24 protein-coding genes are annotated in these 25,614 nt (G+C 62.1%); 14 read left to right on the forward strand and 10 right to left on the reverse strand.

Annotation, left to right across the window (positions count from 1 at the left end; genetic code table 11):
• Positions 1 to 42: 42 nt before the first annotated feature.
• Positions 43 to 1,521: a PLP-dependent aminotransferase family protein gene (locus JQ574_RS15845; RefSeq protein WP_212211163.1), complete on the forward strand. Its 1,479-nt coding sequence runs from the start codon at positions 43 to 45 to the stop codon at positions 1,519 to 1,521.
• A gap of 1 nt (position 1,522) precedes the next feature.
• On the opposite strand, the gene JQ574_RS15850 is transcribed toward JQ574_RS15845, so the two are convergent.
• The gene (locus JQ574_RS15850) at positions 1,523 to 2,461 is read right to left on the reverse strand and encodes a GlxA family transcriptional regulator (protein WP_212383680.1); all 939 of its coding nucleotides are present in this window, start codon (positions 2,459 to 2,461) and stop codon (positions 1,523 to 1,525) included.
• 136 nt (positions 2,462 to 2,597) lie between these two features.
• Here JQ574_RS15850 and JQ574_RS15855 point away from each other — a divergent pair, with 136 nt between their 5' ends.
• The gene (locus tag JQ574_RS15855) at positions 2,598 to 3,416 is read left to right on the forward strand and encodes a dienelactone hydrolase family protein (protein ID WP_212211165.1); all 819 of its coding nucleotides are present in this window, start codon (positions 2,598 to 2,600) and stop codon (positions 3,414 to 3,416) included.
• A 174-nt stretch (positions 3,417 to 3,590) separates the two neighbouring features.
• On the forward strand, positions 3,591 to 4,748 hold the full coding sequence (locus tag JQ574_RS15860) for an epoxide hydrolase family protein (protein WP_212211166.1): 1,158 nt from the start codon (positions 3,591 to 3,593) through the stop codon (positions 4,746 to 4,748).
• A 9-nt stretch (positions 4,749 to 4,757) separates the two neighbouring features.
• Here JQ574_RS15860 and JQ574_RS15865 read toward each other — a convergent pair whose 3' ends face one another.
• Positions 4,758 to 5,699, reverse strand: a complete 942-nt coding sequence (locus tag JQ574_RS15865; protein ID WP_212211168.1) for a GAF domain-containing protein — start codon at positions 5,697 to 5,699, stop codon at positions 4,758 to 4,760.
• A 122-nt stretch (positions 5,700 to 5,821) separates the two neighbouring features.
• Entirely contained in the window at positions 5,822 to 6,616 is a 795-nt protein-coding gene (locus JQ574_RS15870; protein WP_212211170.1) for a class II aldolase/adducin family protein, read from the reverse strand.
• A 215-nt stretch (positions 6,617 to 6,831) separates the two neighbouring features.
• On the opposite strand from JQ574_RS15870, the gene JQ574_RS15875 reads away from it, so the two are divergent.
• Entirely contained in the window at positions 6,832 to 7,842 is a 1,011-nt protein-coding gene (locus tag JQ574_RS15875; RefSeq protein ID WP_212211172.1) for a glutathione S-transferase N-terminal domain-containing protein, read from the forward strand.
• Between the two features lie 25 nt (positions 7,843 to 7,867).
• Here the strand turns inward: JQ574_RS15875 and JQ574_RS15880 are convergent, their stop codons facing one another.
• The 7 genes from JQ574_RS15880 to JQ574_RS15910 all read right to left on the reverse strand — a co-directional run bounded on the left by JQ574_RS15880 (position 7,868) and on the right by JQ574_RS15910 (position 16,167).
• Positions 7,868 to 9,553 (reverse strand): EF-hand domain-containing protein, encoded by a 1,686-nt coding sequence (locus tag JQ574_RS15880; RefSeq protein WP_212211174.1) that lies wholly within the window; start codon positions 9,551 to 9,553, stop codon positions 7,868 to 7,870.
• A 172-nt stretch (positions 9,554 to 9,725) separates the two neighbouring features.
• Positions 9,726 to 9,998, reverse strand: coding sequence for a hypothetical protein (locus JQ574_RS15885; protein ID WP_192738695.1), 273 nt, complete (start codon positions 9,996 to 9,998; stop codon positions 9,726 to 9,728).
• A 75-nt stretch (positions 9,999 to 10,073) separates the two neighbouring features.
• Positions 10,074 to 10,703 (reverse strand): 2-hydroxychromene-2-carboxylate isomerase, encoded by a 630-nt coding sequence (locus JQ574_RS15890; RefSeq protein WP_212211176.1) that lies wholly within the window; start codon positions 10,701 to 10,703, stop codon positions 10,074 to 10,076.
• Positions 10,704 to 11,330: 627 nt separating this feature from the next.
• On the reverse strand, positions 11,331 to 13,241 hold the full coding sequence (locus tag JQ574_RS15895; RefSeq protein WP_212211178.1) for an NAD(P)/FAD-dependent oxidoreductase: 1,911 nt from the start codon (positions 13,239 to 13,241) through the stop codon (positions 11,331 to 11,333).
• Between the two features lie 13 nt (positions 13,242 to 13,254).
• The gene (locus JQ574_RS15900; RefSeq protein WP_212211180.1) at positions 13,255 to 14,028 is read right to left on the reverse strand and encodes an SDR family NAD(P)-dependent oxidoreductase; all 774 of its coding nucleotides are present in this window, start codon (positions 14,026 to 14,028) and stop codon (positions 13,255 to 13,257) included.
• Entirely contained in the window at positions 14,018 to 14,677 is a 660-nt protein-coding gene (locus JQ574_RS15905) for a TetR/AcrR family transcriptional regulator (RefSeq protein ID WP_212211181.1), read from the reverse strand. The genes JQ574_RS15900 and JQ574_RS15905 overlap by 11 nt, the downstream gene beginning before the upstream one ends.
• Positions 14,674 to 16,167 (reverse strand): AMP-binding protein, encoded by a 1,494-nt coding sequence (locus tag JQ574_RS15910; RefSeq protein WP_212211182.1) that lies wholly within the window; start codon positions 16,165 to 16,167, stop codon positions 14,674 to 14,676. Before JQ574_RS15910 ends, JQ574_RS15905 begins: the two co-directional genes overlap by 4 nt.
• 181 nt (positions 16,168 to 16,348) lie before the next feature.
• Between JQ574_RS15910 and JQ574_RS15915 the strand changes: the two genes are divergently transcribed.
• The 10 genes from JQ574_RS15915 (at position 16,349) to JQ574_RS15960 (ending at position 25,232) form a co-directional block, all read left to right on the forward strand.
• Positions 16,349 to 17,608, forward strand: coding sequence for an ABC transporter substrate-binding protein (locus JQ574_RS15915; protein ID WP_212211184.1), 1,260 nt, complete (start codon positions 16,349 to 16,351; stop codon positions 17,606 to 17,608).
• 98 nt (positions 17,609 to 17,706) lie between these two features.
• Entirely contained in the window at positions 17,707 to 18,609 is a 903-nt protein-coding gene (locus JQ574_RS15920; RefSeq protein WP_212211186.1) for a branched-chain amino acid ABC transporter permease, read from the forward strand.
• Positions 18,606 to 19,634: a branched-chain amino acid ABC transporter permease gene (locus JQ574_RS15925; protein WP_409363427.1), complete on the forward strand. Its 1,029-nt coding sequence runs from the start codon at positions 18,606 to 18,608 to the stop codon at positions 19,632 to 19,634. Before JQ574_RS15920 ends, JQ574_RS15925 begins: the two co-directional genes overlap by 4 nt.
• Positions 19,631 to 20,416: an SDR family NAD(P)-dependent oxidoreductase gene (locus JQ574_RS15930; RefSeq protein WP_212211188.1), complete on the forward strand. Its 786-nt coding sequence runs from the start codon at positions 19,631 to 19,633 to the stop codon at positions 20,414 to 20,416. Before JQ574_RS15925 ends, JQ574_RS15930 begins: the two co-directional genes overlap by 4 nt.
• A 2-nt stretch (positions 20,417 to 20,418) precedes the next feature.
• Complete coding sequence (locus JQ574_RS15935; protein WP_212211190.1) at positions 20,419 to 21,177, forward strand: ABC transporter ATP-binding protein; 759 nt, start codon at positions 20,419 to 20,421, stop codon at positions 21,175 to 21,177.
• Entirely contained in the window at positions 21,174 to 21,890 is a 717-nt protein-coding gene (locus JQ574_RS15940; RefSeq protein WP_211998685.1) for an ABC transporter ATP-binding protein, read from the forward strand. The genes JQ574_RS15935 and JQ574_RS15940 overlap by 4 nt, the downstream gene beginning before the upstream one ends.
• A gap of 30 nt (positions 21,891 to 21,920) precedes the next feature.
• Positions 21,921 to 23,120: a CaiB/BaiF CoA-transferase family protein gene (locus tag JQ574_RS15945; protein WP_212211192.1), complete on the forward strand. Its 1,200-nt coding sequence runs from the start codon at positions 21,921 to 21,923 to the stop codon at positions 23,118 to 23,120.
• 18 nt (positions 23,121 to 23,138) lie between these two features.
• A complete protein-coding gene (locus JQ574_RS15950; RefSeq protein ID WP_212211194.1) occupies positions 23,139 to 23,915 on the forward strand; it encodes an enoyl-CoA hydratase/isomerase family protein in 777 nt (258 codons plus the stop codon).
• Positions 23,915 to 24,370 carry a MaoC family dehydratase gene (locus tag JQ574_RS15955; RefSeq protein WP_211998688.1) on the forward strand — a complete coding sequence of 152 codons (456 nt, stop codon included), beginning with the start codon at positions 23,915 to 23,917 and terminating at the stop codon, positions 24,368 to 24,370. Before JQ574_RS15950 ends, JQ574_RS15955 begins: the two co-directional genes overlap by 1 nt.
• Positions 24,371 to 24,374: 4 nt before the next feature.
• Positions 24,375 to 25,232, forward strand: coding sequence for a CoA ester lyase (locus JQ574_RS15960; RefSeq protein WP_212211196.1), 858 nt, complete (start codon positions 24,375 to 24,377; stop codon positions 25,230 to 25,232).
• The last annotated feature ends 382 nt before the right edge of the window (positions 25,233 to 25,614 follow it).

Below are 25,614 nucleotides of genomic sequence, written 5' to 3' on the forward strand. Positions count from 1 at the left end.
ACCTTGACTGGCACGATTGATAGGTCCATTTTCAAGAAAATTATGGAGCCAGTTTTGTCCAGCCTGCTCTCCGGAACGATCGATCTGAAGTTCGTCCCGCAGGATGGCGGCAGCCTGACACGTCAGATCTACGATCGCCTGCGCGCCGCAATCCTGTCGGGCGCCTTGCCGCGAGGATACCGGCTGCCGTCCAGCCGGGTGCTGGCGGAAGATTTCGGGGTCTCGCGAAACACGATCTCCACCGTCATCGATCAGCTGGCGGTGGAAGGCTACATCGTGGTCGCACGCGGACGCCGGCCGGTGGTCGCGGCGGTCGAGAAGATGCAGCTTGTCTCCGCTGATCAGTCTCCGGATCATGAGCCTTCCGGCTTCATGCGGGTCTCCCGTTGGGCCAGGCAGGTCAGCCGGTCGGACTGGCACTTCACGAACGAAGGAGGCAGCCCGCGGCCATTTGCTCCGGGGCTCGCCGATGCCCGCGAGTTTCCACACGAGGTGTGGGCGCGCTGCCTGCGCCGTGCGGCCCGCAGCAGGCATGCGGCGGGAATCAGGGCCAACCATCCGGCTCTTCGCGCGGCGTTGCTCAGTCATCTCGTGGAGCATCGCGGCGTCAAGGCCGACGCGCGAAGGTTGATCATTACATCGTCGGCCCAGGCGGCCATCGAATTGATCTCGCGGGTCATACTCAATGAGGGCGATCTGGCGTGGATCGAAAGCCCGGGATATGGCGGCGCGCGCGTGGCGCTTGAGGCGACCGGTGCGCGGGTCAAGGGAATGACGCTGGATCGGAGCGGATTGCGCCTGGCAGGGCGCAACGATCGTCCGCGGCTGATTTTCTGCACACCCTCGCATCAATACCCGACGGGCAGGCTGATGCCGATCAAGAGGCGGCAGGAACTGCTGGCATTCGCCGCGGAAGCGGGCGCGGCTGTTATCGAGGACGACTATGACAGCGAGTTTCATTTCGACGGTCGGCCGGTGGTTGCGTTGCAGGGTATCGATACGGCCAGCAACGTCTTCTATGTCGGGACCTTCTCGAAACCGATGCTGCCGGATATCCGCGTGGGCTACGCGATCGTGCCCGACGGCCTCGTTGAGACATTCGAGAGGATGCAGCGGCATACCGGCCAGATGGTGATGGGTGCGGTGCAGCTCGCGCTGGCGGAGTTTATCGGCGACGGCGATTTCGCAGCCCATATTCGCCGGATGACCCGCATCTATCGCGGCCGCCGTGACCGGCTGACACATGCGCTGGCTTCAGCGGCCGGAAGCAAGCTCACGGTCACGCCGCCGGCCGGCGGCATGCAACTTCTCGCCCGGCTGGAACCGGGATCGGATGACTGCCGTCTCGTGGCCGATCTGGCCAAGGTTGGCATTACGGCGCGGCCGCTTTCCCGTCACTTCACTGGAAAGGCCGCCGAGCACGGGCTGTTCCTTGGATTCGCCGCCTGGAATGAAACCGAAATCGATGCCGGCGCCGAACTTATCGGCAGGACGATCGCAAGGAATCCCCGCGGGCGATGATTCAGGCCGCAGGCCGGAAATGCCCGGGTGAACGTTTGGTGTCGCGCCGGATCAGGCGGCGAAGGGTGGACGGCTCCGCATAGCCTACCTGCCGGGAAATTTGTTCGACCGACAGGCGCGTGGTCTCAAGCAGGGTTCTTGCGGTCTCAAGGCGGATGCGTTGAATGAACTGAATGGGCGAAACGCCGCAGGTCGCCGCGATGCGCCGGGCAAAGGTGCGCGGCGCGAGTGCGACGGCCTCGGCGAGTTCGTCGATGGCAAAATCGCGTGCGATATTTTCCCGCACCCATTTTTCCGCTCTGGCGATTTTCGGGTCCTGGCTCGCCAGATAATTGATCGCCATGAACGGCACTTGGGAGCGCCGTTCATCCAGCAGCAGATAATTGGCGCAGGCGCTGGCCAGCTTCGGTCCGGCAAACTTGCCGACGATGGCAAGCATCAAATCCATCTGCGCCATCGCCGCGCCGCCGGTCGCAATCGGCCAATCGGCGACGACAATCCGGTCGCTCGCCAGTTCGACCATCGGATAGCGCTCGCGGAACAGCGGGCCGAGCCACCATGTCGTGGTCGCCCGCCGGCCGTCCAGCAATCCGGTTTCCGCGAGCAGGAAAGTACTTGCGCACGCCGCGGCGAGCGCGGCGCCGGCTTCGAACGATTGAATCAGCATGTCGCAAGCATGCCGGCAGGCCGGGCTCTTCAGTTTCGCGTCGAGTTCGTCCGCTGACGCAACTCCGAGGCCAAGACCCGGGACAATGACGAGGTCGGCGCCACGCAGCCTTTCTCGCTTCCGGCGCGGGCCCAAGCGCACCGTCGTGACATCGAACGCCAAAGTGCGTCTGGCCTTCCTGCTGATCTGGTTGGCCGTCGCCATCACGTCATGGGTGATGGCGGCGCCGGAAGCCAGGCAGCCCTCGATTTCAACGACCGTCACCCTGGTCATGTCCAAAAATCCCCGATTAATGTCATTTTTGACACTAGGCAATCCGGCGCCGAATCGCAATGATCGGCATCAAGGCTGACGCGGCGTCGTCAAATCCGGCGGCGCCGATCGTTGCGCGCGCAGGGAGTGACGCCAAATGCCAAAGCGATCCATGAAGCAGGATGACCCGCTCGAGGATTTCGAGCGCCGCGAGATTGCACTCGACGGTGTCAGCAAGGCTGTACATGTGGCCGGCAGCGGTCCTGCGGTCATCGTGATGACGGAGATGCCGGGCATCAGCCCTTACGTCGCGCGTTTCGCCCGCTGGGTTCGCGACGCCGGGTTCACGGTCTACATGCCTTCACTGTTCGGCCGCGATGGCGCTGTTCCCAACGTGGAAGAGGGCACCGCCGTGTTTCAACGCGCCTGCGTGAGCGCCGAGTTTCGGGCCTTGGCTGCCAACCAGTCAAGCCCGGTGACGAAGTGGCTGCGGTCGCTGGCGAGATTTGCGCATGGGGAGTGCGGCGGTCCCGGCGTCGGCGCCATCGGGATGTGTTTTACCGGAAATTTCGCGCTGACGATGATGCTGGAGCCGTCGATGCTGGCGCCGGTCCTGTCCCAGCCGTCGCTGCCGCTGAACGATCCAGCCGGCATCGAAATCGCGCCGGACGAAGTCAAGGCGGTGCGCGAACGGCTCGATCGCGAAGATCTGACCGTGCTGGCCTATCGCTTCGAGGGCGACAAGTTTTGCATGGCGCAACGCTTTGCGGCCTATCAGGAGGCGCTTGGCGACCGCTTCATCGGCCGGGTGCTTCCCGACAATGCGGCGAACACCGATGTTCCCGAGTTCTTCGAGCGCTACGTCACGACGCCGCACAGTGTCGTGACCGCTCACCTGATCGACGAGGCCGGCCAGCCGACCATCGCAGCCCGCGAGGAGATTTTGGGGTTTTTCAAGCAGCGTCTGGCGCCCTGACGCGCCAGCGCCGCACAACGGCCGCAAGGTCAAGGGAGGAGCAATCGACAGCGCTCCGGAACGTCTCGACCGGCCCGTCAATTTGCATCAAGCTGACGCGTCTGCGTAATGTCACGCATATGAAGTCGGCAGGATGTGATTGCAGCTTGCCATCAGGCATTGTGAGAATTCTTCATGAGCGCTGAAATCAAACCCTATCGCATCTCGGTCGGCGACGATGTGCTCGATGATCTGAAGTCACGGCTGCGGAACACGCGCTGGCCGGAGGCCGAACTGGTCGACGACTGGAGCCAGGGCGCGCCGTTGAAATGGATCAAGGACGTCTGCCGGTACTGGGCCGAGGAATACGACTGGCGCGCCCGCGAGGCACGCCTCAATCGCTTTACGCAGTTTACGACCGAAATCGACGGGCTCGACATTCACTTCCTGCATGTCCGCTCGCCGCATCCGCAGGCGATGCCGCTGATCATCACCCATGGCTGGCCGGGCTCCGTGGTCGAGTTCCACAAGGTGATCGAGCCGCTCACCAACCCGACCGCATACGGCGGCAATGCCGCCGACGCGTTTCACGTCGTTTGCCCGTCATTGCCCGGCTTCGGCTTTTCGGCCAAACCCACCACGGCAGGTTGGGGCGTGGATCGCATTGCCTCCGCCTGGGCGGTGCTGATGAACCGTCTTGGCTATGCGCGTTATGGCGCGCAAGGCGGTGACTGGGGCTCGGCGGTGACCACCGCGCTGGGCGCGCAGGATGGCGAACATTGCGCCGGCATTCACATCACGCTGGCGATGTCGGCGCGCCCCAACGTGGACGGACAGCCGACGCCGGAGGAAGCGCGGGCGCTGCAGGGCATCAAATACTATGCCGACTGGGATTCCGGCTATTCCAAGCAGCAATCGACCCGGCCGCAAACCCTGGGCTATGGGCTGACGGATTCGCCGAGCGGCCAGGCGGCGTGGATCCTCGAGAAATTCTGGGCCTGGACCGATTGCGACGGGCATCCCGAGAACATCCTCGGCCGCGACGAACTGCTCGACAATGTCATGCTGTATTGGGTGACGGCGACCGCGGCCTCATCGGCGCGCCTCTATTGGGAGAGTTTTGGGCCGAAGCGCCGGACGCTCCACAAGGTCACGATCCCGAGCGGGGTTGCCGTGTTTCCCAAGGAGATCGTCACACCGGTGCGGCGGTGGATGGAAGGAAGCTATACCGATATCCGGCACTGGCGCGAAATGCCGAAAGGCGGTCACTTCGCTGCCTTCGAGCAGCCTGAGCTGTTTGTGCGCGAGGTGCGGGACTTCTTCGGGACGTTGCGCCAGCCTATGGCGCGTTGATCCGATCGTTCAGAGATACCAGGCGAGGACGGCCTTGAGCTGGGCGTTCTCGATCACCGGCAGCACGACGATCTGATTCATCCCGGCCGCACGCGCCGCCTGCGCCGCAACTGACTCATCGACCTTCAGATGCTCGTTGATCGCCGGCATGCCCGTCGCCCAGGCTCCACCGATACTGCCTTCGCCTTTGCCGATGCTCTTTGACGCGTAGATCGATTCAAGCTCGGTATTCTTGCTGCAATCGCCGGAATGAAAGACCAGTGCCGATCGCGATGGATTGGGCACCCAGATTTCAAAACGTTTGGCGATCGGGGTCGCCTGCGCGGACAGGAACGTCATCACCCAGGTTCTTTCAGGTGACGTCGTGTAGGGAATGCCGACACCGCAATTGATGCCGATTTCGGAGGCTTCTTCCCAGCGCAGGAAGCGCTTGGAATTGTGCAGGTCCTTAATGATCAGCGGCATGCCGGCTTTCCAGGTCCGTCCGGGCAGGCCAAAGCCCCGCGGAAACCTGGTGTGCCGTGAATTGAACTCGAACATGTCGGCCGTGCCGTAATAGCCGTCGACAAGCCCCATTTCGTGGCTGACGTCGGCATCATTGTGCCAGAGCTCGATGGCGCCGACGTGCTTCTCGTCGTCGCCGCAGAACAGCACCATGACAGCCATCAGGAATTCACCGGCGAACACCGGCAGCGCCACGCCACAGGTCAGCCCGGCTTCGATCGCCTCGTCGGTCCGTTTGAAGTAGGAGTTGGCAAATTTGGTAAGAATGACCGGATGACCGGAGGCCCAGGCCTTGCCGGGCAACCCTTCGTCGTAGGCGAACAGCGCGTTTTCGCTGACGGCCTTGAACTCCGAATACTCCTCGCTGCAAAGACTGCCGCCAAATTCCAGTCGCGTGCGGGTCCGGTCCGGTACCCACAGTTCAACCACTCGAATGAACGTCTTCATCGGGACGCACCTATCGCCTCATCGACGACCAGCATCCGCGATTTAGCGACGGTATGTGCGATCAAATTACAGGCAACGCCCGCCCAAAGTTCGTGCGGTGTTCAATGGGCCGGAACGACGTCTCAGTTGCGATAGGATGGATCGGCACGATCAAGCTTGCGCAACAGCGCTGGCCAGGCGAGATCGCCGTTGCGCGCACCCCGGCCTGGCTTCGGCTGCATACGCTCGTATGTATCTTCGAGGATGTCCTTTGGCGGGTAAACCAGCTTGGTATTGCAGGACAGCGCCATGACCTGAACCTGACAAGCTCGCTCAAGGCGGAACAACACATTGAAGGCTGCCGGAACGGTGCGGCCTACGACGAGCAGGCCGTGATTGCGCAGGATCATGGCTTCATGATCGCCAAGGTCTCGCACCAGCCGCGCGCGCTCGTCGACGTTATCGGCAATGCCCTCAAAATCATGATAGGCGATGTGGAGGAACCGCATTGAAGTTTGCGTTAGCGGGAGCAGCCCGCATTCCATGGCCGAGACGGCCATACCGGCCGGTGTATGCGTATGCGCCACGCAATCCATGTCGTGCTTGGCCATATGGATGGCGCTGTGAATGACGAAGCCGGCTACGTTGACGTCGTAGTCCGACGCATTAAGAATCGTGTTGCCGTTGACATCGACCTTGATCAGGCTGGAAGCGTCGATTTCTTCGTACAGCATGCCGTATGCGTTGATCAGGAACTGGTCCGTAGTTCCCGGCACCCGGCAGGAGATGTGGTTGGCAACCATCTCGGTCATCCCGTACATCGCCGTCAGGCGATAACAGGCTGCCAGATCCACTCGTGCCTGCCATTCCTCCGCACTGACCTGCTCGCGAACCGATCTCACGACCTTGATGGCAGGCGAACTCACGGGGGGACTCATGGCGTTTCTCCACTGGGCGGAATTTACTGGGTGTCGGGCAGCGCCCGATAATTCAGGCGCACGATAGCTGCAGAACTCGCTGCGCCGCAAGGCAAGCCATGCCGGTTTATTGCAGGTCTGACGGGCGAAATCCGAATGCGCCGGTTGGCGCAAATCCGCCTCGATGCCAGTATCGCCTGTCCGGCGTTCAGGCTTGGGACGGTCGAGGGAGTACCATGACTGAAGGCCGCTATCGGCTGATCGGATCGACGGCGTCGCCTTACGCCATCAAGCTGCGCGCGCTGATGCGTTATCGCCGGATTCCCTTTGACTGGGTCATCATGACCAAGGCGCTGCGCAGGGCGACCGAACATCTGCGGCCGAACCTGATCCCGGTGCTGCAATATCCTGACGGCACGTTTCGTGGCGAAACCACGACATTGGCCTACGATCTGGAGCGCCGTCATCAGGTACGGTCCGTCATCCCCGACGACAAGGCGGTCGCATTCGTGTGCGACCTGCTGGAAGATCTCGCCGACGAATGGGCGGTCAAGCCGTTGTTTCTGTATCGATGGTGGGATCCGGAGGATCAGGCGTATGTCTCGCGCTGGGCCGGCGAAGAGTGGTCGGTGTCGGAGGCTGCGACCGGCAGCCCGGAGGAAATCGAGCAGTTCCGCCAGCGGCAGATTTCGCGAATGGTTATTCTCGGTGCGACTACGGAGAACAAGCCGCTGCTCGAGGAAAGCTACTTGCGAATGCTTGCGGCGTTCGAGTCGCATGTCGGCATGACCAGCTATCTGTTCGGCAGCCGGCCGTCGCTTGCCGATTTCGCCTGGTTCGGCCAGCTCAGCGAAATGGCGACCGATCCGACGCCGATGCGGATCATGCGCGAGAAGGCGCCCTTTACCGATCATTGGGTGCGGCGGCTGGACGACGCTTCGGGCGTCGAGGGTGATTGGTATCCGCGCGAACAGGCACTCAGCGGTATGGCCGAGGCGCTGCTGCGGATCGCCGGCGAACTCTATCTGCCATTCCTCGTCGCCAACGCGAAGGCTTTTGAAAATGGTCTCGATCGGCTGGAGATCAACGTCTGGGGCCTGCCTTATACGCTGGCGCCATTCAAATATCAGGTGAAGTGTTTGCAACAGCTGCGCGACAAATTCGCAGCGCTCAGTGCGAGGGACCGGGCCGTGCTAAGGCCCGTGCTGGAGCGTACCGGGTGTTGGCCCCACTTGACGGTTGGCTAGGCCGCCTACCGATAGATCGTCGTTCCTAGCTGCACCCCGTTCGCGATCCGCTGATGGGCTTCATGTCCTCCTCTGACAGAACGCAGGCCTCGTTCAAGTCACCTTCCGGCGGCGGTGTCCGGCGCGGCAAGATGAATGTCCCGGCAGCGCCAGCGGGAAGTCTGAGCTTTCCGGATATTCTAAACCGGTCAGGCACGGTGAACGGCTTGACGTCGCCGCCATTGATCCTGAAGCCGCGGCTCGTCCCGATAATCGCAAGCGCGCCAGCGTCAACCAGCTCAGCGAGTCCGGCGCGATCGGGCAGAACGGAGTAGCGCTTTACCGGATGAGCCGAGATCACCGAGTCCATGTCGATCTGTGCAAGTCCGGCAGGGTAGACCTCCCGGACTTCACGCCACAGCAATTCGCCGAACCCTTCCTTTGGCAATTGGATGGAATTTCGAACCGGCCGATCGCCGAAATGCCTCGCGGCCGGAATACGGAAGCTCCCCGCACTATGCTCGCCGCCGATCTCGTCTGGAGCACGTCCCAGCAGCAATGCCGCGCTTTGCTGGGCGCTACCGTCCTTCATGGTTGCGTCCGTCGGCGTTACCAGACATCCCGGATGTGCGGTGAAGCGTATCCTTTCACGCGGAACGCCCATGATCCCGACGAGGGGCTTTCGATCACCGTTCGCATTGGCGGTCCCGACTACGGCTTCGGCGTGGGCCACGACGCCGGCAATGCGCTCATTCGCGCCAACGATGTCCCAAATCATTGCGCGTTCGCTCGCCAACACCAAATAGATCGGCTCGCTTCCTTGCGCGATCTCAACGGTCGTCACGTACGTCACCCGATTCTGGGTTCCTATCCAGGCGTTGGATAGGGCCTTGCCTTGATGCGCTCCCAGAAACACCATTTTGATGCCGGGTGGCGAAGCGGGTATCTGGCATTCTTTCGTGGCGGCCTCCAGTTTCAGGGTGCGGGCCTGGGCTTCACGCGCGCGCTGCGTCGCTTGCCTTGCCTCGCTGAGAAGCTTGCCGAAACTTGTGGTCTCGCCCGCTGATATGCGACCGTCCCGATCCTGGTCGACGACGTCAAATTGCTCCCGTACCGCCGCCTCGTATTCGGCAAGAGAGACGGCTCCATCTCGGTTCGTGTCCAGCGTCATTGGAACGAATTGGGGCGAGACGCTTTGCTGCCAACCATTGTTGGCCTGCTCCGCCTGTCTTTGCGCTTCGCGCTCAATCTCTGCGGCGGTTATGACGCCGTTGCTGTCAGCGTCCGGTTTGAGAGCGTCGCTGACGAGTTTTTCGAGCTGAAGGCGAATCTGTTGCGGGCTCGGCTCGAGCTGCACGCCGTTGGCGCTTATCATGTGCCGCGCCCGGGGCTCCATCGCGGTGATGACTTCTTCTTTCGTGACATTTCCGTTGCCGTCGAGATCGTAAACCAGAATCTGGGTGATGGCCTGCGTTCGCCGCTGCGCAACCGAGATTTTGCGCAGATTGTCGATACCCTCCGCGGTGACCCCGCGATCACCGGGGTTGCTCGCATAGAACGAAGGCAGCATGTGCGATCTGACTTGGTCCCAAGTGGCGTCCACGCGCAACGCGCCGGCCATCCGCGCGACTATCCATTCGGAACTGGCCCAGGCCGGGGTAACCAAGCCTGGACAAACCACCAAGGCGCCGAGAAAGTGAATGACCCTTAACCGCATTTCGAACTCCACCATGGAAGTTCTTACGGTCTGGCGGCTATAGATTAAACTTGCTGCCCCGCGTTATTTCAATTTGTCTGGTTCGGTCATTTCCGACCCGGCTGCGGTGTCACTTCGTATCGCCGTTCGTTGCAGTAAGCGACTAGCACCCGCCTGTGCCCACCTAAGCTCATCACACTTGAGAAGCTCAGTCCTTCGGAAAATCCTTGCGCATCGCGATTTCCGCGGCGTCGCCTGGTGAAAGCACATTGCCGTCAAATGCCGGCTGGCGTTCGGTGACGATGTCGTAGAGCGAAATCTGCTTGATCGGCTTAGCCATCAATTGCCGGATGCAGTCCGCCAATGTTCCGTTGTAAACGAGATACGGCGTCTTGCTGGTGACCCGCTCATTCCTGAGCGAGGGCCATTTTTTCAGGTCGGCAGGCGCATCATAAGCGATCGGGAGGCTTTCTCTGAACATGCCCCGGTTCCGGCGTTTCAACCACCAGACAGGTTAGCCAAACTTGGTAAACAGATTGAAAACACAGACGGTGGGTCATTTCCGGTGCCGGCTGCCCAGTGCGGCTGCGATCGAGTCAGGGTTCTTGATGCGCTCGATCAACAGGTCGATGCGGTCGCCGCCCCAGAACAGTTCGCCGTTGAACACCATGGTCGGTACGCCGAACACGCCGAGTTCCTCCGCCTCGCCGATGATGCGGTCATGTTCGGCCCGAGCCGGACCGTGGACGTAGGCTTTGAATTCCTCGGCCGAACCGCCAACGGATGCAATCACGCCGGCAATATCCGACAGTTCGTCGATTTCGAGATCATGGCTCCAGAAGCGCCGGAACACCGTGTCGTGGTAGGAACGAAACAGGCCATGACGCTGCGCGAACAGCATGCCGGCGCTGGCATAGAAGGCATCATAGATGCGCCGCGGGCCCTTCATGATGAGGCCCTGCGCATTGGCATAGCGCCGCGCATCCATGTAGGCGTAACGCACCTTGCGCCAGAAATGCGGCGTACGCTCTTCCACGGTGCCCATGAATTCAGCGACCCGTAGCGTATAGGGCAACCATTCCAGCTCGACGCCGTGTTCGTCCTCGAGCTCGAACAGCCGCTTGTTGGCAACGAAGGCGTAGGGGCTCTTATAGTCGGTGTAGATGCGTACGCGCGGTTTCTCCATCGCCGTTCCCTGTCCCGATCGGGCAATTGTTTCCGATCCGGACGACGGAAGCAATCTGCGGGACCTTATTGATTGCTGAAGGGTGATTGATTGCTGAAGGGTGTCATCGAGGCAAACGAATGGGGAGACAAACGAATGGGCCCCGGTGCATCTAAGGCATCGCGGGGCCCTACATCTTCGTTATAGGCGAAGGATTTCTGGTACACACCAGTACATTTTCAGTATCGAGAAGCGCGTGGCCTTTGCGCTCCGATCCTGCCGATATGTTTGGATTTTTAGAGCGGCGCAACAGGGTTAGCAGCTGCTGTTCACCCAATTGCGTCGAGACCTTGCCGTCGAGCAAGGTCACTGGCTTGAGCCGGTGGCGTCATGCTCCTCTCCAAGAGTGGGCCGACGGACTTATGTCCGCATCCGCTGCTTGCAGTTCGATCACATGATCGGTCGCCAATTCCTGCGAAGCGGGGAGCCGAACGCTCCGTTCACCCCGACAGGTGCAGCATGACAAATGCTGCGGCAGATATCGTCAGGTGTCAAGTTTATGCTGCGAAAAATCGCACTTGGGTTCCCGTGCATACGCCCGCCGAATGGAAGATGGTTCCGCTCTCGATCGCCATTAAAGCGATGAACTCACGCCTTGGTCTGGTGATACTGGTTGAAGTCGGGATCATGAGTCATCGCCCAGTAATCGACGAACCGCCACGGCATCGCCGAGAACACGCGGCCCTGACTGTTGCGATAGTAAGTCGTCATGCCCGGATGAGACCAGATCAACTGCTCATGTTCGGCGTCGACCTTTTCAATGTACTGATCGTGCGCATCGCGGCGAACATCGATCGCGGCGATGTCGCGTTCGATCATCTCGACCAGGCAGGCACTGATATAGCGGCTCTGGCACTCCGACTGGAAGATCACGCTGCCGCCATGCGCGGGCCCGGAGTTCGGGCCGAGCATGACAAAGAAGTTCGGAAAGTCAGGCACGGTGAGCCCGAGATAGGCGGTCGGATTATCGTGGGCCCAGGCCCGCCTGAGGTCCTTGCCGTCACGGCCGGTGATGTTGAGGCGCGCTGCCATCTCGGTGACCTTGAAGCCGGTCGAGATTACGATGATGTCGGCGGGGCGCGATTTGCCGTCCGACGCGACAATGCCGTCGGCTGCGAAATGGTCGATGCTGTCGGTGACCAGTTCGACATTCGGTTTTGTCAGCGTCTTGAACCAGTTGTTGTCGAGCAGGATGCGCTTGCCGTAGGGCGGATAAGTTGGCACGCATTTTTCAATCAGGTCGGGACGGTCCTTCAGTTCGGACAGGATAAAATCCGTCAACTCCTCGCGGTGGCGGTCGTTGCCCTTGTTTACGGCGCGCTCGGGATGCGGCCAGTTCGGATCCTTGCGCAGGAACGGCAGCAGGCCGTCGCCGTAGCGCCAGAACATGTTGAAGCGGTACCACTGCACATAGAACGGCAGGTGGGCGAGCAGCCATTGCGCACCGTCGCTGATCGGGTCGGAATAGCCTGCGACCGGCCGCGCCCATTGCGCGGTCCGTTGATAGACGGTCAGCGATGCCACCCGGTCGGCGATCGACGGCACCAGTTGCATCGCGGTGGCGCCGGTCCCGATGACAGCGACATGCTTGCCGTCGAGCTTGATTTCGTCCGACCATAGCGCTGAATGCAGCGTCTGCCCTTTGAAATCTTCCTCGCCCTTGAAATGCGCGGGCGATGGGTCGTTGAGCTGGCCGATCGCGCTGACAAGGGTCGTCGATTCAAAGATCTCCTCTCCGTCAGCCGTCTTCAGCGTCGAAATCCAGCGCCGCTTGTTCTCATCCCAGCGCGCAGACGTCAGTTCGGTGTTGAGGCGGAGGTGTTTTCGAATGTCGTATTCGAGCGCGACCTTCTTGAGATAGTCGAGCAATTCCTGACGCTGGGCGAAGTAGCGCGTCCATGGATTTCTCGCGCCGAACGAGAAGGAATAGGAGTGGTTCGGCGTATCGACGCCGCAACCGGGGTAACGATTGACATACCAGGTACCGCCGAGTTCCGCGTTCTTCTCGACGATGGTGTAGGGAATGCCGAGGCGGCCCAGCGCGACGCCAAGCGCGATGGCGCAGACGCCGGCGCCGACAATTAGCACATGCTGCTGCGCCAGTTTGTCGTCGGCCGGAGCTTTGCTCCAGCTGATGTCGCGGGGGATAAAGCCCATTTCCTCGCGCATCAGCGGCGCATATTCCGGCGTGACGTTTTCGCCGAGAGTCGCGCGCATCATCTTCAGCATCAATTCGTCGCCGGGGTCCGATATCACAGGCTTGGGCTCACCATTGGCGAACAGCTTCACGACAGCCGCGCGAATTTCGTCCTGCACTTCGCGGGGCAAGCCGGCCTCGGGATCGGGGATCAGGCGAACGTCGCGACGCGGCTTGTACGGCGGCTCCAGCCAGCGTTCATCGCCGGTCATGTGGACCAGCACCATCAGCAGCACGCGGATGTCGCCTTCGGCGATGGCTGATGCGAGATCGAGTTTCTGGCGGGGCATTTCGATGTTCATGCTGGTATCCTTGTTACGCGTCCGGCGCTTCGCGCAGGCCGCCATAGGCGGCCCAGGTGGTGCCGGCGATATAGCCGGCGTCGACCGGCAGGTTGATGCCGGTGACACCGCTGCTCATCGGTGACAGCAACCACGCAATCGCCTGTGCGACCTCGATCGGCTCGACCAGCCGGTTCATCGCAGTCGGGCTTTCGAGCAGGCGCTTGTTCAGCGCGCCGGAGGCAATGCCGGCTTCGAGCGCCGCGGTGCGGGTGAAGCCGGGAGAGACGGCATTGACGCGCACGCCGGTACGGCCCCACTCGGCGGCAAGCGTCTGTGAGATCTGAATGACGCCGGCCTTGGCGGCGGTGTAGGCGTGGATCGGACCTGACGTCATGCCCGCGACCGAGGCGACATTGACGATGGCGCCATGCCTGCGCTCGGCCATTTTGACGCCGACGCTGCGGGCGACCAAGAATGTCCCGCGCAGGTCGATATTGACCTCACGGTCCCATTGATCCATCCGCACCCGCTCGACCGGATGCATCTTGCCGAACACGCCGGCGGCATTGACGAGGCCGGTAATCGGGCCGTGCGCGGCCTCGATATCGGCGATGCCGCTCACGACTGCGCTCTCGCTGGCGACATCGAACGGGGCAGGCCACAGGATCGTCCTGATGCCGGCCAGTGGCTCCGGCGCAATGTCAGCGATCACAACACGCTGGCCCTGTTCGGCCAAAAGCATGGCGGTGGCAGCACCAATGCCGCGGCTTCCGCCGGTGACGAGAACGATACCCTCAGCGTTCATGGTCGTTGCCTTTGCCGGCTGAATTGAAAAGCCCGCGCGTCATCAGCTTCTGGTAGGCGGAAATGACATGGTCGGGCACCGCCGTGACCGCGCCGTCCGAATAGGAATAGCGCCGGCTGAGGTAGCCGCGCGCGCCCATCAATATCTGGACGATGGCCTCGAATTCCTCGTCGCTATAGCTGTCAACGGTGCCGGCAAGCCGCGCACGCTTCAGGATGCGGACATAGGCCGTCGAGATATTATCAAAATGCTTCTGGTAGCCGATCGGCGCAAAGAACTCGGCCTCGTTGAGGATGCGCAGGAATTCCGGCACCTCGCGGATGAAGTCGAAGAAGGCGCTGAAGCGTTCGACTTCCTGCTGCGCGGTCTGTGCCGTGCCGGTGCGCGCACGGATGAAGCGCACCATGTCGATGCCGATTTTCGGCAGCAATTGATCCAGCAGTTCCTGGCGGTTCTCGAAATGATTGTAGAACGTGCCCTGCGCGACGCCGGCTTCCTCGGTGATGCGGGCGACCGAGGCTTCGGCATAGCCGTATTTGCCGACGATCTTGGTCGCGGCATCGAAAATCTTGCGCTTGGTCCAGGCGTTGCGCTCGACGCGGTTGAGTTTTGTGACCTTGCCGGAATTGGCTCGCGTTGCCTGCGTCATGAAGCCTCCAGTTCGGCGCGCAGCACGCGCTTGAGCACCTTGCCGGACGGGTTACGCGGCAGGCTGTCGCGGATGATCAATTGCTTCGGCACCTTGAAGCCGGCGAGCCGCGCGCGGCAATGATCGGTGAGGGCAGGCAGCTCCAGCGCGGCGCCTTCTCCCAGCACCACGATGGCGACGGGCTTCTCGCCCCAGCGAGCGTCCGGCATGCCGATGACGGCGCATTCGCGCACCTGCGGCAGTTCATAGATCACGCGTTCGACTTCGGAAGAGGCGATATTCTCGCCGCCGGAGATGATCATGTCCTTCTTGCGATCGGTGAGGTAGAGGAAGCCGTCCTCGTCGAGATAGCCGACGTCGCCGGTGCGGAACCAGTCGCCGAAGAAAGCGGCTGCGGTTTTCTCGGGATCTTTCCAGTAGCCTTGCGTGACCTTTGGTCCGCGCAGGCATATCTCGCCATTCGCGCCGGATGGAAGGCGATGGCCGGCATCGTCGCGGATTTCGATCTCGACATGCGCAATAGCGCGACCGGTCGATCCGATCTTTTCGATCTCACGGCCGGGCTCCATAAAAGTGTCGCCGCCGCAGGTTTCCGTCAGGCCATAGGCGTCGATATAGCGGGCGTTCACAAAATATTCGGAGAAGCTGCGGATGCGCGCTTCCGGTGTCTTCTCGCCGCCGCCGATCGCCCATCGCAGGCTCGAGACGTCAAAGCTGTCGCGGGTCGGGCAGGTGAGGATCGCCGTGGTCATGACGGGCGCGAACCATGCCGCGTTCAGTTTCTCGGCTTCGATCGCCGCCAGCGCCTGCTCGGGTTCGAAGTTGCGGTGAATGGAAAGCATGCCGCCGTGCCACAGCACCGCGATCCCCGGTAGATCGAGCGCGCCGACATGGTAGAGCGGGCCGACCACCAGCAACCGCGTCTCGGCGTTCAGTCCGAGCACCAGCGTCTGGTCCGCCGACTTCCAATAGATGTTCTCATAGGTGAGCATCACGCCCTTGGGCCGGTCCGTGGTGCCTGACGTGTACATCAGCCGCATCAGGTCGCGCGGTTGTCTTGGATGCGCCGGGGCGGGGGCGATGTCAGGCGCGAGCCGCGAGATGCCGGATTGCGCGGCCTCATCGAGCAGCAGCACGGGAACGTTTCCTGCTGCGATGCCGGCCAGCTCTTCGTCCGCGATCAGAATGCGTGCGCCGGAATTGCCGACGATGTAGCCGACCTCGTCGGCCGACAGCCGATAGTTGATCGGCAGAAACACCGCGCCGATGTGGCTGGTCGCAAACACCAGTTCGAGAAACGCCGTGCTGTTCTTCATCAGCACCGCGACGACATCGCCGGCGCCGATGCCGCGCGCGGCGAGCCAGCCGCCCACATGGCCAATGCGGCGGTGGAAGTCGGCGTAGGAGATCTCCTCGCCGCGATATTTCAGCGCACAGCGGCCCGGCGTCCGCCTGGCGTGAAACGCGATGAAGCTCGAAAGGTTGATCATTTCTCGGCTCAAAAGGCCGGATTCCGGCCTGATCTCCCGTTAGATGAATTATGACTCGTAATTCATATTTGGCTTGACGTCACCCCCTTTGCTCTGAAATCTTGTGAGGACGGGGGCAACACGATCCCCGGCTGGGATTTGGGCAGGAAACTGGGAACGCAAACCCAAGAGGGAGGGAATAATGACGAGAACCCGCAAACCGGGCATCAGCCGCCGTTCAACGCTGGCGCTGATGGGCGCCGGTGCCGTGACTTTCGCGACACCGTGGGTGGCGCGGGCGCAGGCCAAGACCATCAAGGTCGGCATGCCGACCATTCTCTCCGGCCGCGTGGCGCAACTCGGAACGTCATCGCGCAACGGCGTGATGCTGGAAGTCGAGAAGGTCAACGCCGCCGGCGGCCTCGCCGGACGGCAGATCGAGATGGTGATCCGCGATTCCAAAGGACAGCCGCAGGAAGCCGCCCGCGTGGCGCGCGAACTGGTCAACACTGATGGCTGCGAACTCCTGATCGATGCCGAGGCGTCATCGGGCGCGTTCGCCGTGCACGAGGTCGCGCGCGATCTCGGCGTGCTCTGCATCCACACCAATTCGGAAACGTCGTCGCTGACCGCCGATCCCAAGCAGCACATTCCCAATGCGTTCCGCACCGCGCGCCAGGGCGTGCATGACTCGATCGTCGGGGGCAGTTATGCGGCGGCGATCGCCAAGGCCAAGGGCCTGAAGAAATGGGCGACGTGCTCGCCCGACTACGCCTATGGCCGCGACACCACGGGCGAATACGTGACATACCTGAAGCGCTTCGCGCCTGACGTCGAGATCATCAGCGAGTCCTGGCCAAAATTGTTCCAGCCTGATTACACCGAGGTCGTCACCAAGATCCTGCAGGCCAAGCCGCAGGCGCTGTATTCCTGCCTGTGGGGCGGTGACCTGACTTCCTACATCGATCAGGCCAATATCTACGCGCTGTTCACCCAGATGGAGGTGTTCGCCGTCAACATGGCCGACTACACCGCCCTCACGGTGGTGAAGAATCTGCCCAAGGGCATTCATTCCGGCAATCGCTACATCAAGACCTATCCCGCGACCGCGGAGAATGCGGCCTGGGGCGATGCCTACAAGGCGAAATACGGCGAGTACCCGACCAACTGGTCGTGGGAGAATGCAACCGCGATCATGTTGCTCGCCGAGGCTTCAAAGAAGGCGAACTCCGCCGACGGCAAGAAGCTTGCGGAGGCATTGCGTGGCCTCAAGATCAAGTCGCCGTTCGGCGCCGACGGCACCGTGACGATGCGGGCCGAGGACCAGACCCTGATCGGCTATGCAATCGGCTGGGGCACGACGATCCCGCAAGAGCCCTACGTCCCGGAGGTCAAGCCGGGCGACTGGAAGACCATTCTCGAGCTCGAAGCCGAGTGGAAGAAGAGCAAGGGTTACACCTGATCTACCTGCGAAACGGAGGCAGCGCAGGCCGCCTCCGTTCACCGCCCCATGGTGATTTCACGCGCCGATCTTCCGGCACGCCGTAACGGATATTTTCCTTGGATCTCGATACACTCACCGGCTGCCTCGCCAGCTCCGCCTGTCTGGTGACGCAAACCACCAGCGGCTTCATCATCGGCATGTTGCTGTTTCTCGTCGCCGTCGGGCTGACGCTGATCTTCGGCGTGCTCAAGGTGGTGAATTTCAGCCACGGCGCTTTCTACATGTTCGGCGCCTATTTCGCGATGACGGCCTATCAGCTAACCGGCAGCTTTGCGCTGGCGATGCTGTGCGGTGCGGCCGGCACCGCGCTGCTGGGCCTGATCTTCGAACGCGTCTTCATGAGCCGGGTCTACGGCCGCGACGTGCTGATGCAGGTCCTCGTCTGCTACGCCTTCGTGCTGATATTTGACGATGTCGTACGGATGATCTGGGGCCCGGAATTCAAGTCGATGGGCATGCCGGCGGCGTTCCAGATTCCGCCGCTGTTCATCGCCGGCGGCGTGGTGCCGCCATACTATCTGCTGCTGATCGCCGTCGCGCTGGTGGCCGCGATCATTCTCGGCCTTGGTCTTGCCCGTACCCGGATCGGCAAGGTGATCCGCGCCGCGGCGCATAATCCGGGCATGGTGTCCGCGCTCGGCATCAATACCGGCCTGATCTATGGCGGCGTGTTCGCGCTCGGCGGCATGCTGGCGGGACTGGCCGGCGCGCTCGCCGCACCCGTGCGATCACTGACACCGGGGATGGGATTTTCGGTGCTGATCGAATCCTTCATCGTCACCGTGATCGGCGGCATGGGCTCGATCCTGGGCGCGCTGATCGGCGCGCTCCTGATCGGCATGATCCGCTCGTTTGGCTCGCTCGGCTTTCCCCTGTTTACCGAAGGCCTGATGTATCTGTTCATGGTGATCGTGCTGGTCTCCCGCCCGACCGGCTTGTTCGGCAAGGAGGTCGCGTGACCGAATTGCAGGCCGAACAGGCGAGCAAGGTGCTCGACAACTCCGTTACCAAGTCAAAGCCGCGCCCCAACCGGGATGCGCTGATTGCGCTTGCGGTCTTTGTCGTGCTTGCCCTGCTGCCGATGCTCACCAGCAGTAAATTCCTGCTCGACTTCGTGATCCGCTGCGCGGCCTATGGGCTGTTCGCGACATCGCTCAACCTTCTGGTCGGTTACACCGGCCTGACGTCGTTCGGCCACGGCATGTTCTTTGGCCTAGGCGCCTATGGCTTCGGGCTGATGATGCAGAAGACCGGTGTCGCCGTCCCCGTGGCTTTCGTGGCAACGCTGGCGATCACGTTTGTCGTCGCGCTCGTCATTGGCGCGATTTGCGTGCGGCTGAAGGAAATCTATTTCGCCTTCGTGACACTGGCGTTCCAGATGCTGATCCATTCGACTATCCTGTCCTGGGTGTCGCTGACCGGCGGCGATCAGGGCTTGCGCGGCGGCATTCCCCGGCCGCCATTCCTGGGCATTGATCTGTCGAACCATCTGCATTTGTACATTGTCAGCTGCGCGCTGCTGGTGATCGGGCTGTTTTTGATGCATCAGATCGCGCAGTCGCCGTTCGGCTACACGCTGCGCATGATCCGCGACAACGCCACGCGGGCGAGCTTCATCGGCATCGACGTCTGGCGCGCCAAACTGACGATCTTCGTGCTCGCGGCGCTGTTCGCCTCGACCGGCGGCATGATCATGGCGCTGTTCGTGTCGGGCGCCTATCCGGAATTCGCCTATTGGACCATTTCGGGCGAAGGCATCTTCATCAACATGCTCGGCGGCGTGACCACATTCCTGGGGCCGATGGTCGGCACCGCGCTGTTCCTGATCCTCAACGATACCGTCACCCGTGTGACCGAGTATCACGGCATCGTTCTCGGCATTGTGATCCTGTTCTTCGCCATCGGCCTGCGCAAAGGCCTGATGGATTTCGTGATCGAATGGTACGTGCAGCGCCGCGAGCGTTCCGGGGAGCGCACGTCATGAGCCCGGCGGCAAAAGCGCGGGTCAGCGTGGTAACGGGCGGCGCCAGCGGGATTGGCGCGGCTTGCGCGCGGGAGCTCGCCGCAAGCGGCGATCTCGTGATGGTCGTCGATCGCGATTTGGCGAAGGCCGGGGATGTCGCCGCGGAATTTGGCGGCAAGGCCTATTTCGCCGATGTCGGGGACGAGACCAGCGTCGAGGCCTGTGCCGAAGCGATCGAGCGCGAATGCGGGCCGGTCGATGTGCTCGTCAACAGTGCCGGGATCATCCAGGTGCCGGTGCGGCCGCACGATTTGCCTATGTCGGCCTGGGACGACGTCGTTCGTGTCGACCAGCGCGGCACCTATGTCGCCTGCCTCGCCTTTGCCCGGCGCATGATCGCGCGCAAACGCGGCAGCATCGTCAACATCGCCTCGATCGCCGGCATGCGCTCGATGCCGTTACATGCCTACGCCCCGGCCAAGGCGGCCGTGATTGCGACCACCGAATGCCTCGCCGCGGAGTGGGGCCCCTCCGGCGTGCGGGTGAACGCGGTTTCTCCGGGCTATACGCTGACGCCGGCGCTGAAGAACGCGATTGATCGTGGCGAGCGGGATGTCTCCGCGCTATCAGCCAATGCCGCGCTGCGCCGTCTGGTCGATCCTTCCGAAATCGGGCGTGTGGTCGCCTTTCTTGCCTCCGATGCCGCGTCCGCGATCACGGGCGCCAATTTGCCGGTCGATTGCGGCTGGTTGGCCGGTACATCATGGAGCACCTATGGCGGACTTCGGGAGGCGAATGGCTAGCCATGCTGGAAATTCGCGCACTCTCGAAATCTTTCGGCGGCGTCAAGGCGACCGACAACGTGACGCTGGACTTTGCTGACGGTTCGTTGACCGCTGTCATCGGCCCCAATGGTGCCGGCAAGAGCACCTTTTTCAACCTGATCACCGGGGCGCTGAAGCCGGATTCCGGTCAGATCCTGCTCAATGGCGTCGACCTGGCTGGGCGCTCGCCGCCCGAGATCGTGCGCCACGGCATCGGACGCGCGTTCCAGGTTGCGAGTATTTTTCCCTCGCTCACGGTGCAGGAGACGATGCTGGCCGCCGTCGGGGCCGACCAGCGCCGTGCCAGCGTCATGCATCGAAGATTTCCGCTGGCTGAAACCCGCGACCGCGCCGAGCAGGCGATGGAATTGCTGGGGCTTGCCAGCAAACGTAACCGGACGGCGGCGACGCTGTCGCATGGCGACCAGAAGCTGCTCGATATCGCGCTGGCGCTGGTGCTCGATCCCAAGGTCCTGCTGCTCGACGAGCCCACCGCCGGCATGGGCACCGAAGAGCGCTGGCGCATGATCGACAAGGTCAGGGAGCTCTGGGAGAAACAGAAGATCACGGTCGTCTTCATCGAGCACGACATGGATATCGTGTTCAAGATCGCGCCCGAGATCGTGGTGCTGTGCTACGGCCGGATTCTCGCCACCGGCAAGCCCGATGCAGTCCGTCGCAACGAGGCCGTCATCGAGGCCTATCTCGGCACCGAACATCACGCGGAGGCCGCGATATGAGCGCGCAGCCGGTGGTGCAGGTCGAGGACCTCGACGTTTTCTACGGCAGCAGCCAGATCCTGTTTGGCGTCGGCCTGTCGGTGCGGCAGGGCGAGACCATGGCGCTGCTCGGCCGCAACGGCGCCGGTAAGTCGACCACGATGAAGGCCATCATGGGCCTGGCGCCGGCGCGCCGCGGCAAGGTCACCCTGCGGGGCAGGACGGTATCCGGGCTGAAGCCGCATCACATCGCCCGCGCCGGCCTCGGCTTCGTGCCGGAGGATCGCCAGATTTTCCCCGAGCATACGGTGGAAGACAATCTGGAGATCGGCGCCAAGAAAGGCCCCGATGGCCAGGACGAATGGTCGATCCGGCGCATCTACGATGTATTTCCGCTGCTGGAGCCCTTGCGGCACCGGATCGCGGGACGTCTCTCGGGCGGCGAACAGCAGATGCTGGCGATTGCCCGCACCCTGATGGGCAATCCGGCGCTGCTGCTGCTGGATGAGCCCAGCGAGGGGCTGGCGCCGATCATCGTGCAAAGGATCGGCGAATTGCTGCGGCAGCTCCGCGGCACCGGCGCCACGGTGTTGATCGCCGAGCAGAACATGCATTTCTGCCTTGGCCTTGCGAGCCACGCGACGGTTATCGACAAGGGCCAGATCGTCTACACATCCGGTATCGAAGAGCTGAAAGCCAACGAAAACATTCGTCAGCGCTATCTGGCGCTGTAGCTTTCGGTCCGTCCGGCTGTGGGAGGATAAATGGCTATCAAGCGTACGCTATCGCCGACGCATGAGGCACCGTACCGGGGTCTGCGCGTGCTGGATTTCGGGCAGGGCATCGCGTCGCCCTATTGCGCGATGCTGCTCGGCGTCTACGGCGCTGACGTCATCAAGGTCGAGCCGCCGGAGGGGGATTGGTCGCGTTTCCTGGGAACGACCTACGGAAACCATACGACGCTGTCGGCGGTCTACAACCGCGGCAAGCGCAGCCTCTGTCTCGACATGAAGCACAAGGACGCGATCGCAATCGCCCGGCAGCTGGCGCAAGATTGCGACGTCCTGATCGAGGGATTTCGCCCCGGCGTGGCTGCTCGCCTTGGGATCGGTTACGAGGAGCTCTCGCGAGACAATCCCGGCCTGATCTATCTGTCTGTCAGTGCTTTCGGGCAGAGCGGACCCTACTCAAGACGGCCGGGCTCTGATTCCGTTGCACAGGCATTCTCCGGTCTCGTGTCAGTAAACCTCGGCAACGACAACACGCCGCACCGGGTCGGCACCACAGTTTCCGACGTCGTGACCGGCGTCTACGCCTTCCAGGCGATTGCGACCACGCTGTTCGCGCGCGCAACCGTCGGCACCGGCCGCTGGATCGACGTCAATCTCTGCCAGTCGACGGCGGCGCTGCTCGGCCACAAGGTCGCCGAGCATATTCTGGAAGGCGGCGCACCGCGGGCGCTTAACGTGCCGGCAGGTTCCTATCAGACCAGCGATGGCTGGATGATGGTGACGCTGGTCAACGAACCGCAATACAAGCGGCTGTGTGCCGCCATCGAGCGCGACGACCTCGCCAGCGATCCGCGCTTTGCGGACTTCGCCAGCCGGGCCGACGCGGCCGACACGTTGATCTCGCAGCTGCGCGAGGTTTTCCTGGCGCGCCCGACCGACGTCTGGCTGTCGCGGTTGCATGCGGCCGATATCATTGCCGAACGCATCCTCAATCCAGGGGAGTGGCTGCGCAATCCTCACGTCGAAGCGACCAACGCGTCGGTGTGCCAGGATACCCCCGGCGTCGGCCCGGTCTACACGCCGCGCACGCCGGGTATTGCCAGTCTTTCCGAAGACGCACTTTGCCCCGCGCCTGACATCGGACAGGATAGCGTTGCGGTCCTGACCGAGGTCGGGCTCGATCGTGGCACCATCGAAGATTTGATCGCAGCCGGCGCGGTGCGTCAGGCCTGACAATAAGGAAGCGGCATCATGAGCGCTGAACTCATTCGCTACTCCGTCTCGGACAAGATCGCGGAGATCATGCTGGACCGGCCGCCGGTCAACGCGCTCAGCATGCCGCTGATCGATGCACTGCTGGCGGCGCTGCAGAAAGCGAAGGACGATCCGTCGGTATCATCAGTCATCATCGGCAGCCTGCACAAGGTGTTCTGTGCGGGGCTCGATCTCGACATCGTCAGGGGCAAGCCCGGGATTGAAACCAAGAAATTCCTCGAGCGGCTGTACTTCGCGCTGAACGATACCCAGTATCGGATGGGCAAGCCGACCATTGCCGCGGTCGACGGCGCGGTGCGGGCCGGCGGCATGACGATTGCGATCTCCTGCGACATGATCATCGCTGGCGACGCCTCGACCTTCGGCTATCCGGAGATCGATGTCGGGCTGATCCCGGCGATCCACTTTGTGCAGCTGCCCCGGCTGGTCGGAAAACACCAGGCATTTGGTCCGCTGTTTCTGGGCGAGCCCTTTGATGCCGCGACTGCATTCCGCATGGGTCTTTTGAGTGAAGTGGTGCCGAAGGGCACCGCGCTTGAGCGCGCCCGCGATATTGCGCGGAAGCTCGCCGCCAAGTCGCCGATCGTCATGAAGATTGGCCGCGATTCCTTCATGCGCGCGGTCGATGCCGATTTCCGCCGTTCGGTCGAGAACACGGCCGAGAGCTTTGCGCTTGTAGCGACGACGGAAGATTGTCAGGAAGGGTTGAATGCGTTCGTCGAGAAACGGACGCCAAACTACAAGGGACGCTGATGGCGGGACTATATTTCGAGGAGTTCGAGGTCGGCCGGGAATTTCATCATGAGTTCAGCCGGACCGTCACCGAGATGGACAATACGATGTTCAGCCTGCTGACGATGAATCCGCAGCCGCTGCATATCGATGCGCATTTCTCCGAGAATACCGAGTTCGGCCAACGGCTGTTCAACAGCCTCTATACGCTCGGCATCATGATCGGCATGAGCGTCTATGACACGACGCTGGGCACGACGGTCGGCAATCTGGGCATGACCGACGTCAAATTCCCGAAACCGGTGTTTCACGGCGATACGCTGAAATCCCATACCAAGATCATCTCCAAGCGCGCCAGCAAGTCTCGGCCGACGCAGGGGATCGTCGAGTTCGAACACACCATGACCAATCAGCGCGGGGAGGTGGTCGCCAGTTGTCGCCGCACCGGTCTGATGCATTGCAAACCGAAGGCGTGATTTGATGCGATCGTTCCTGTTCGTTCCCGGCGACAGCCTGCGCAAGTTCGAAAATGCCAGGAAGACCGCGGCCGATGCGTTGATCCTCGATCTCGAGGATTCGATCGCGCCGGACGAGAAGGTCGGGGCGCGGCGCACCGTGCGGGAAATGCTCGCTGCGCGGAACCCCGTCCAAAAAATGTATGTCCGCATCAATGCGCTCGATACCGGCATGACGCTGGGCGATCTCGCCGCCGTGATCCCGGGCAAGCCTGATGGGGTGGTGCTGCCGAAATGCGCTGGTGCCGCCGATGTTAACAAACTGTCGCTGTACCTCGATGCGTTCGAAGCCGCATCTGACATCGAACACGGAACCACCCGGATCGTGACGGTGGCGACGGAGACCGCGCGGGCGGTGCTCAAGCTGCTCGACTTCGAGAACATGAGCCCTCGGCTGTGGGGCATGATGTGGGGCGCGGAGGATCTCGCTGCGTCCCTTGGCGCCTCACGCAACCGGACCGCGGGCCGATATCATGGGCCGTTCTTGCTGGCACGCGACCTCTGCCTGATCAGCGCCGCGGCTGCCGGCGTCGTCGCGATCGATACCATTGCCACTGATATCAATGATCTCGACGCCCTGCGGGAAGAATCGATCGCCGCGCGTCAGGACGGCTTTCTGGCGAAGGCGGTGATCCATCCCAAGCACGTCGATGTCGTCAACGCCGCCTTCCTGCCGACGGACGAAGAGATCGCCTGGTCGGAGAAGATCGTCAAAGCCTTCAACGACAATCCGGCCTCCGGCGTCGTCAAGATCGACGGCAAGATGATCGACAAGCCGCATCTGCGCGCCGCCGAAAAGATTCTCGCACTGCGAGCCAAGTAGAGTGGGCAAAGGCGCACTTGCGCCGTGCCCACCATCTACTTCGATGGCCTGAATGGTGGGCACGCTACGCTTTGCTACAAACTGCGGGCTCGGTAGAGCGCCCCGTAGCCCGGATGAACGCACCGACCTACACCTGCCTCGTCATTCCCCGATGCGACAAATTGGCCCGTCGGGCAAAATTTCGCTTTTACAGAATGGCAAATCAGGTGCACATATGTCGCCATCCCGTCCTGGTCAGAAGGGCGTCGGCCGTCGTCACGGACGTTGGACGGGTTGCGGTGGACGATTGTTTACGCTGAGACGACGGCGTGGATAAGCGTACGGCAAAACCGTGTGGTCCTGGCACCCGTTGCAGGTGTCAAGCTGTCGGGTAGGCGAAAGC

It is taken from the genome of Bradyrhizobium sp. AUGA SZCCT0158, assembly GCF_018130065.1.
In the GTDB taxonomy this organism is placed as follows: domain Bacteria; phylum Pseudomonadota; class Alphaproteobacteria; order Rhizobiales; family Xanthobacteraceae; genus Bradyrhizobium.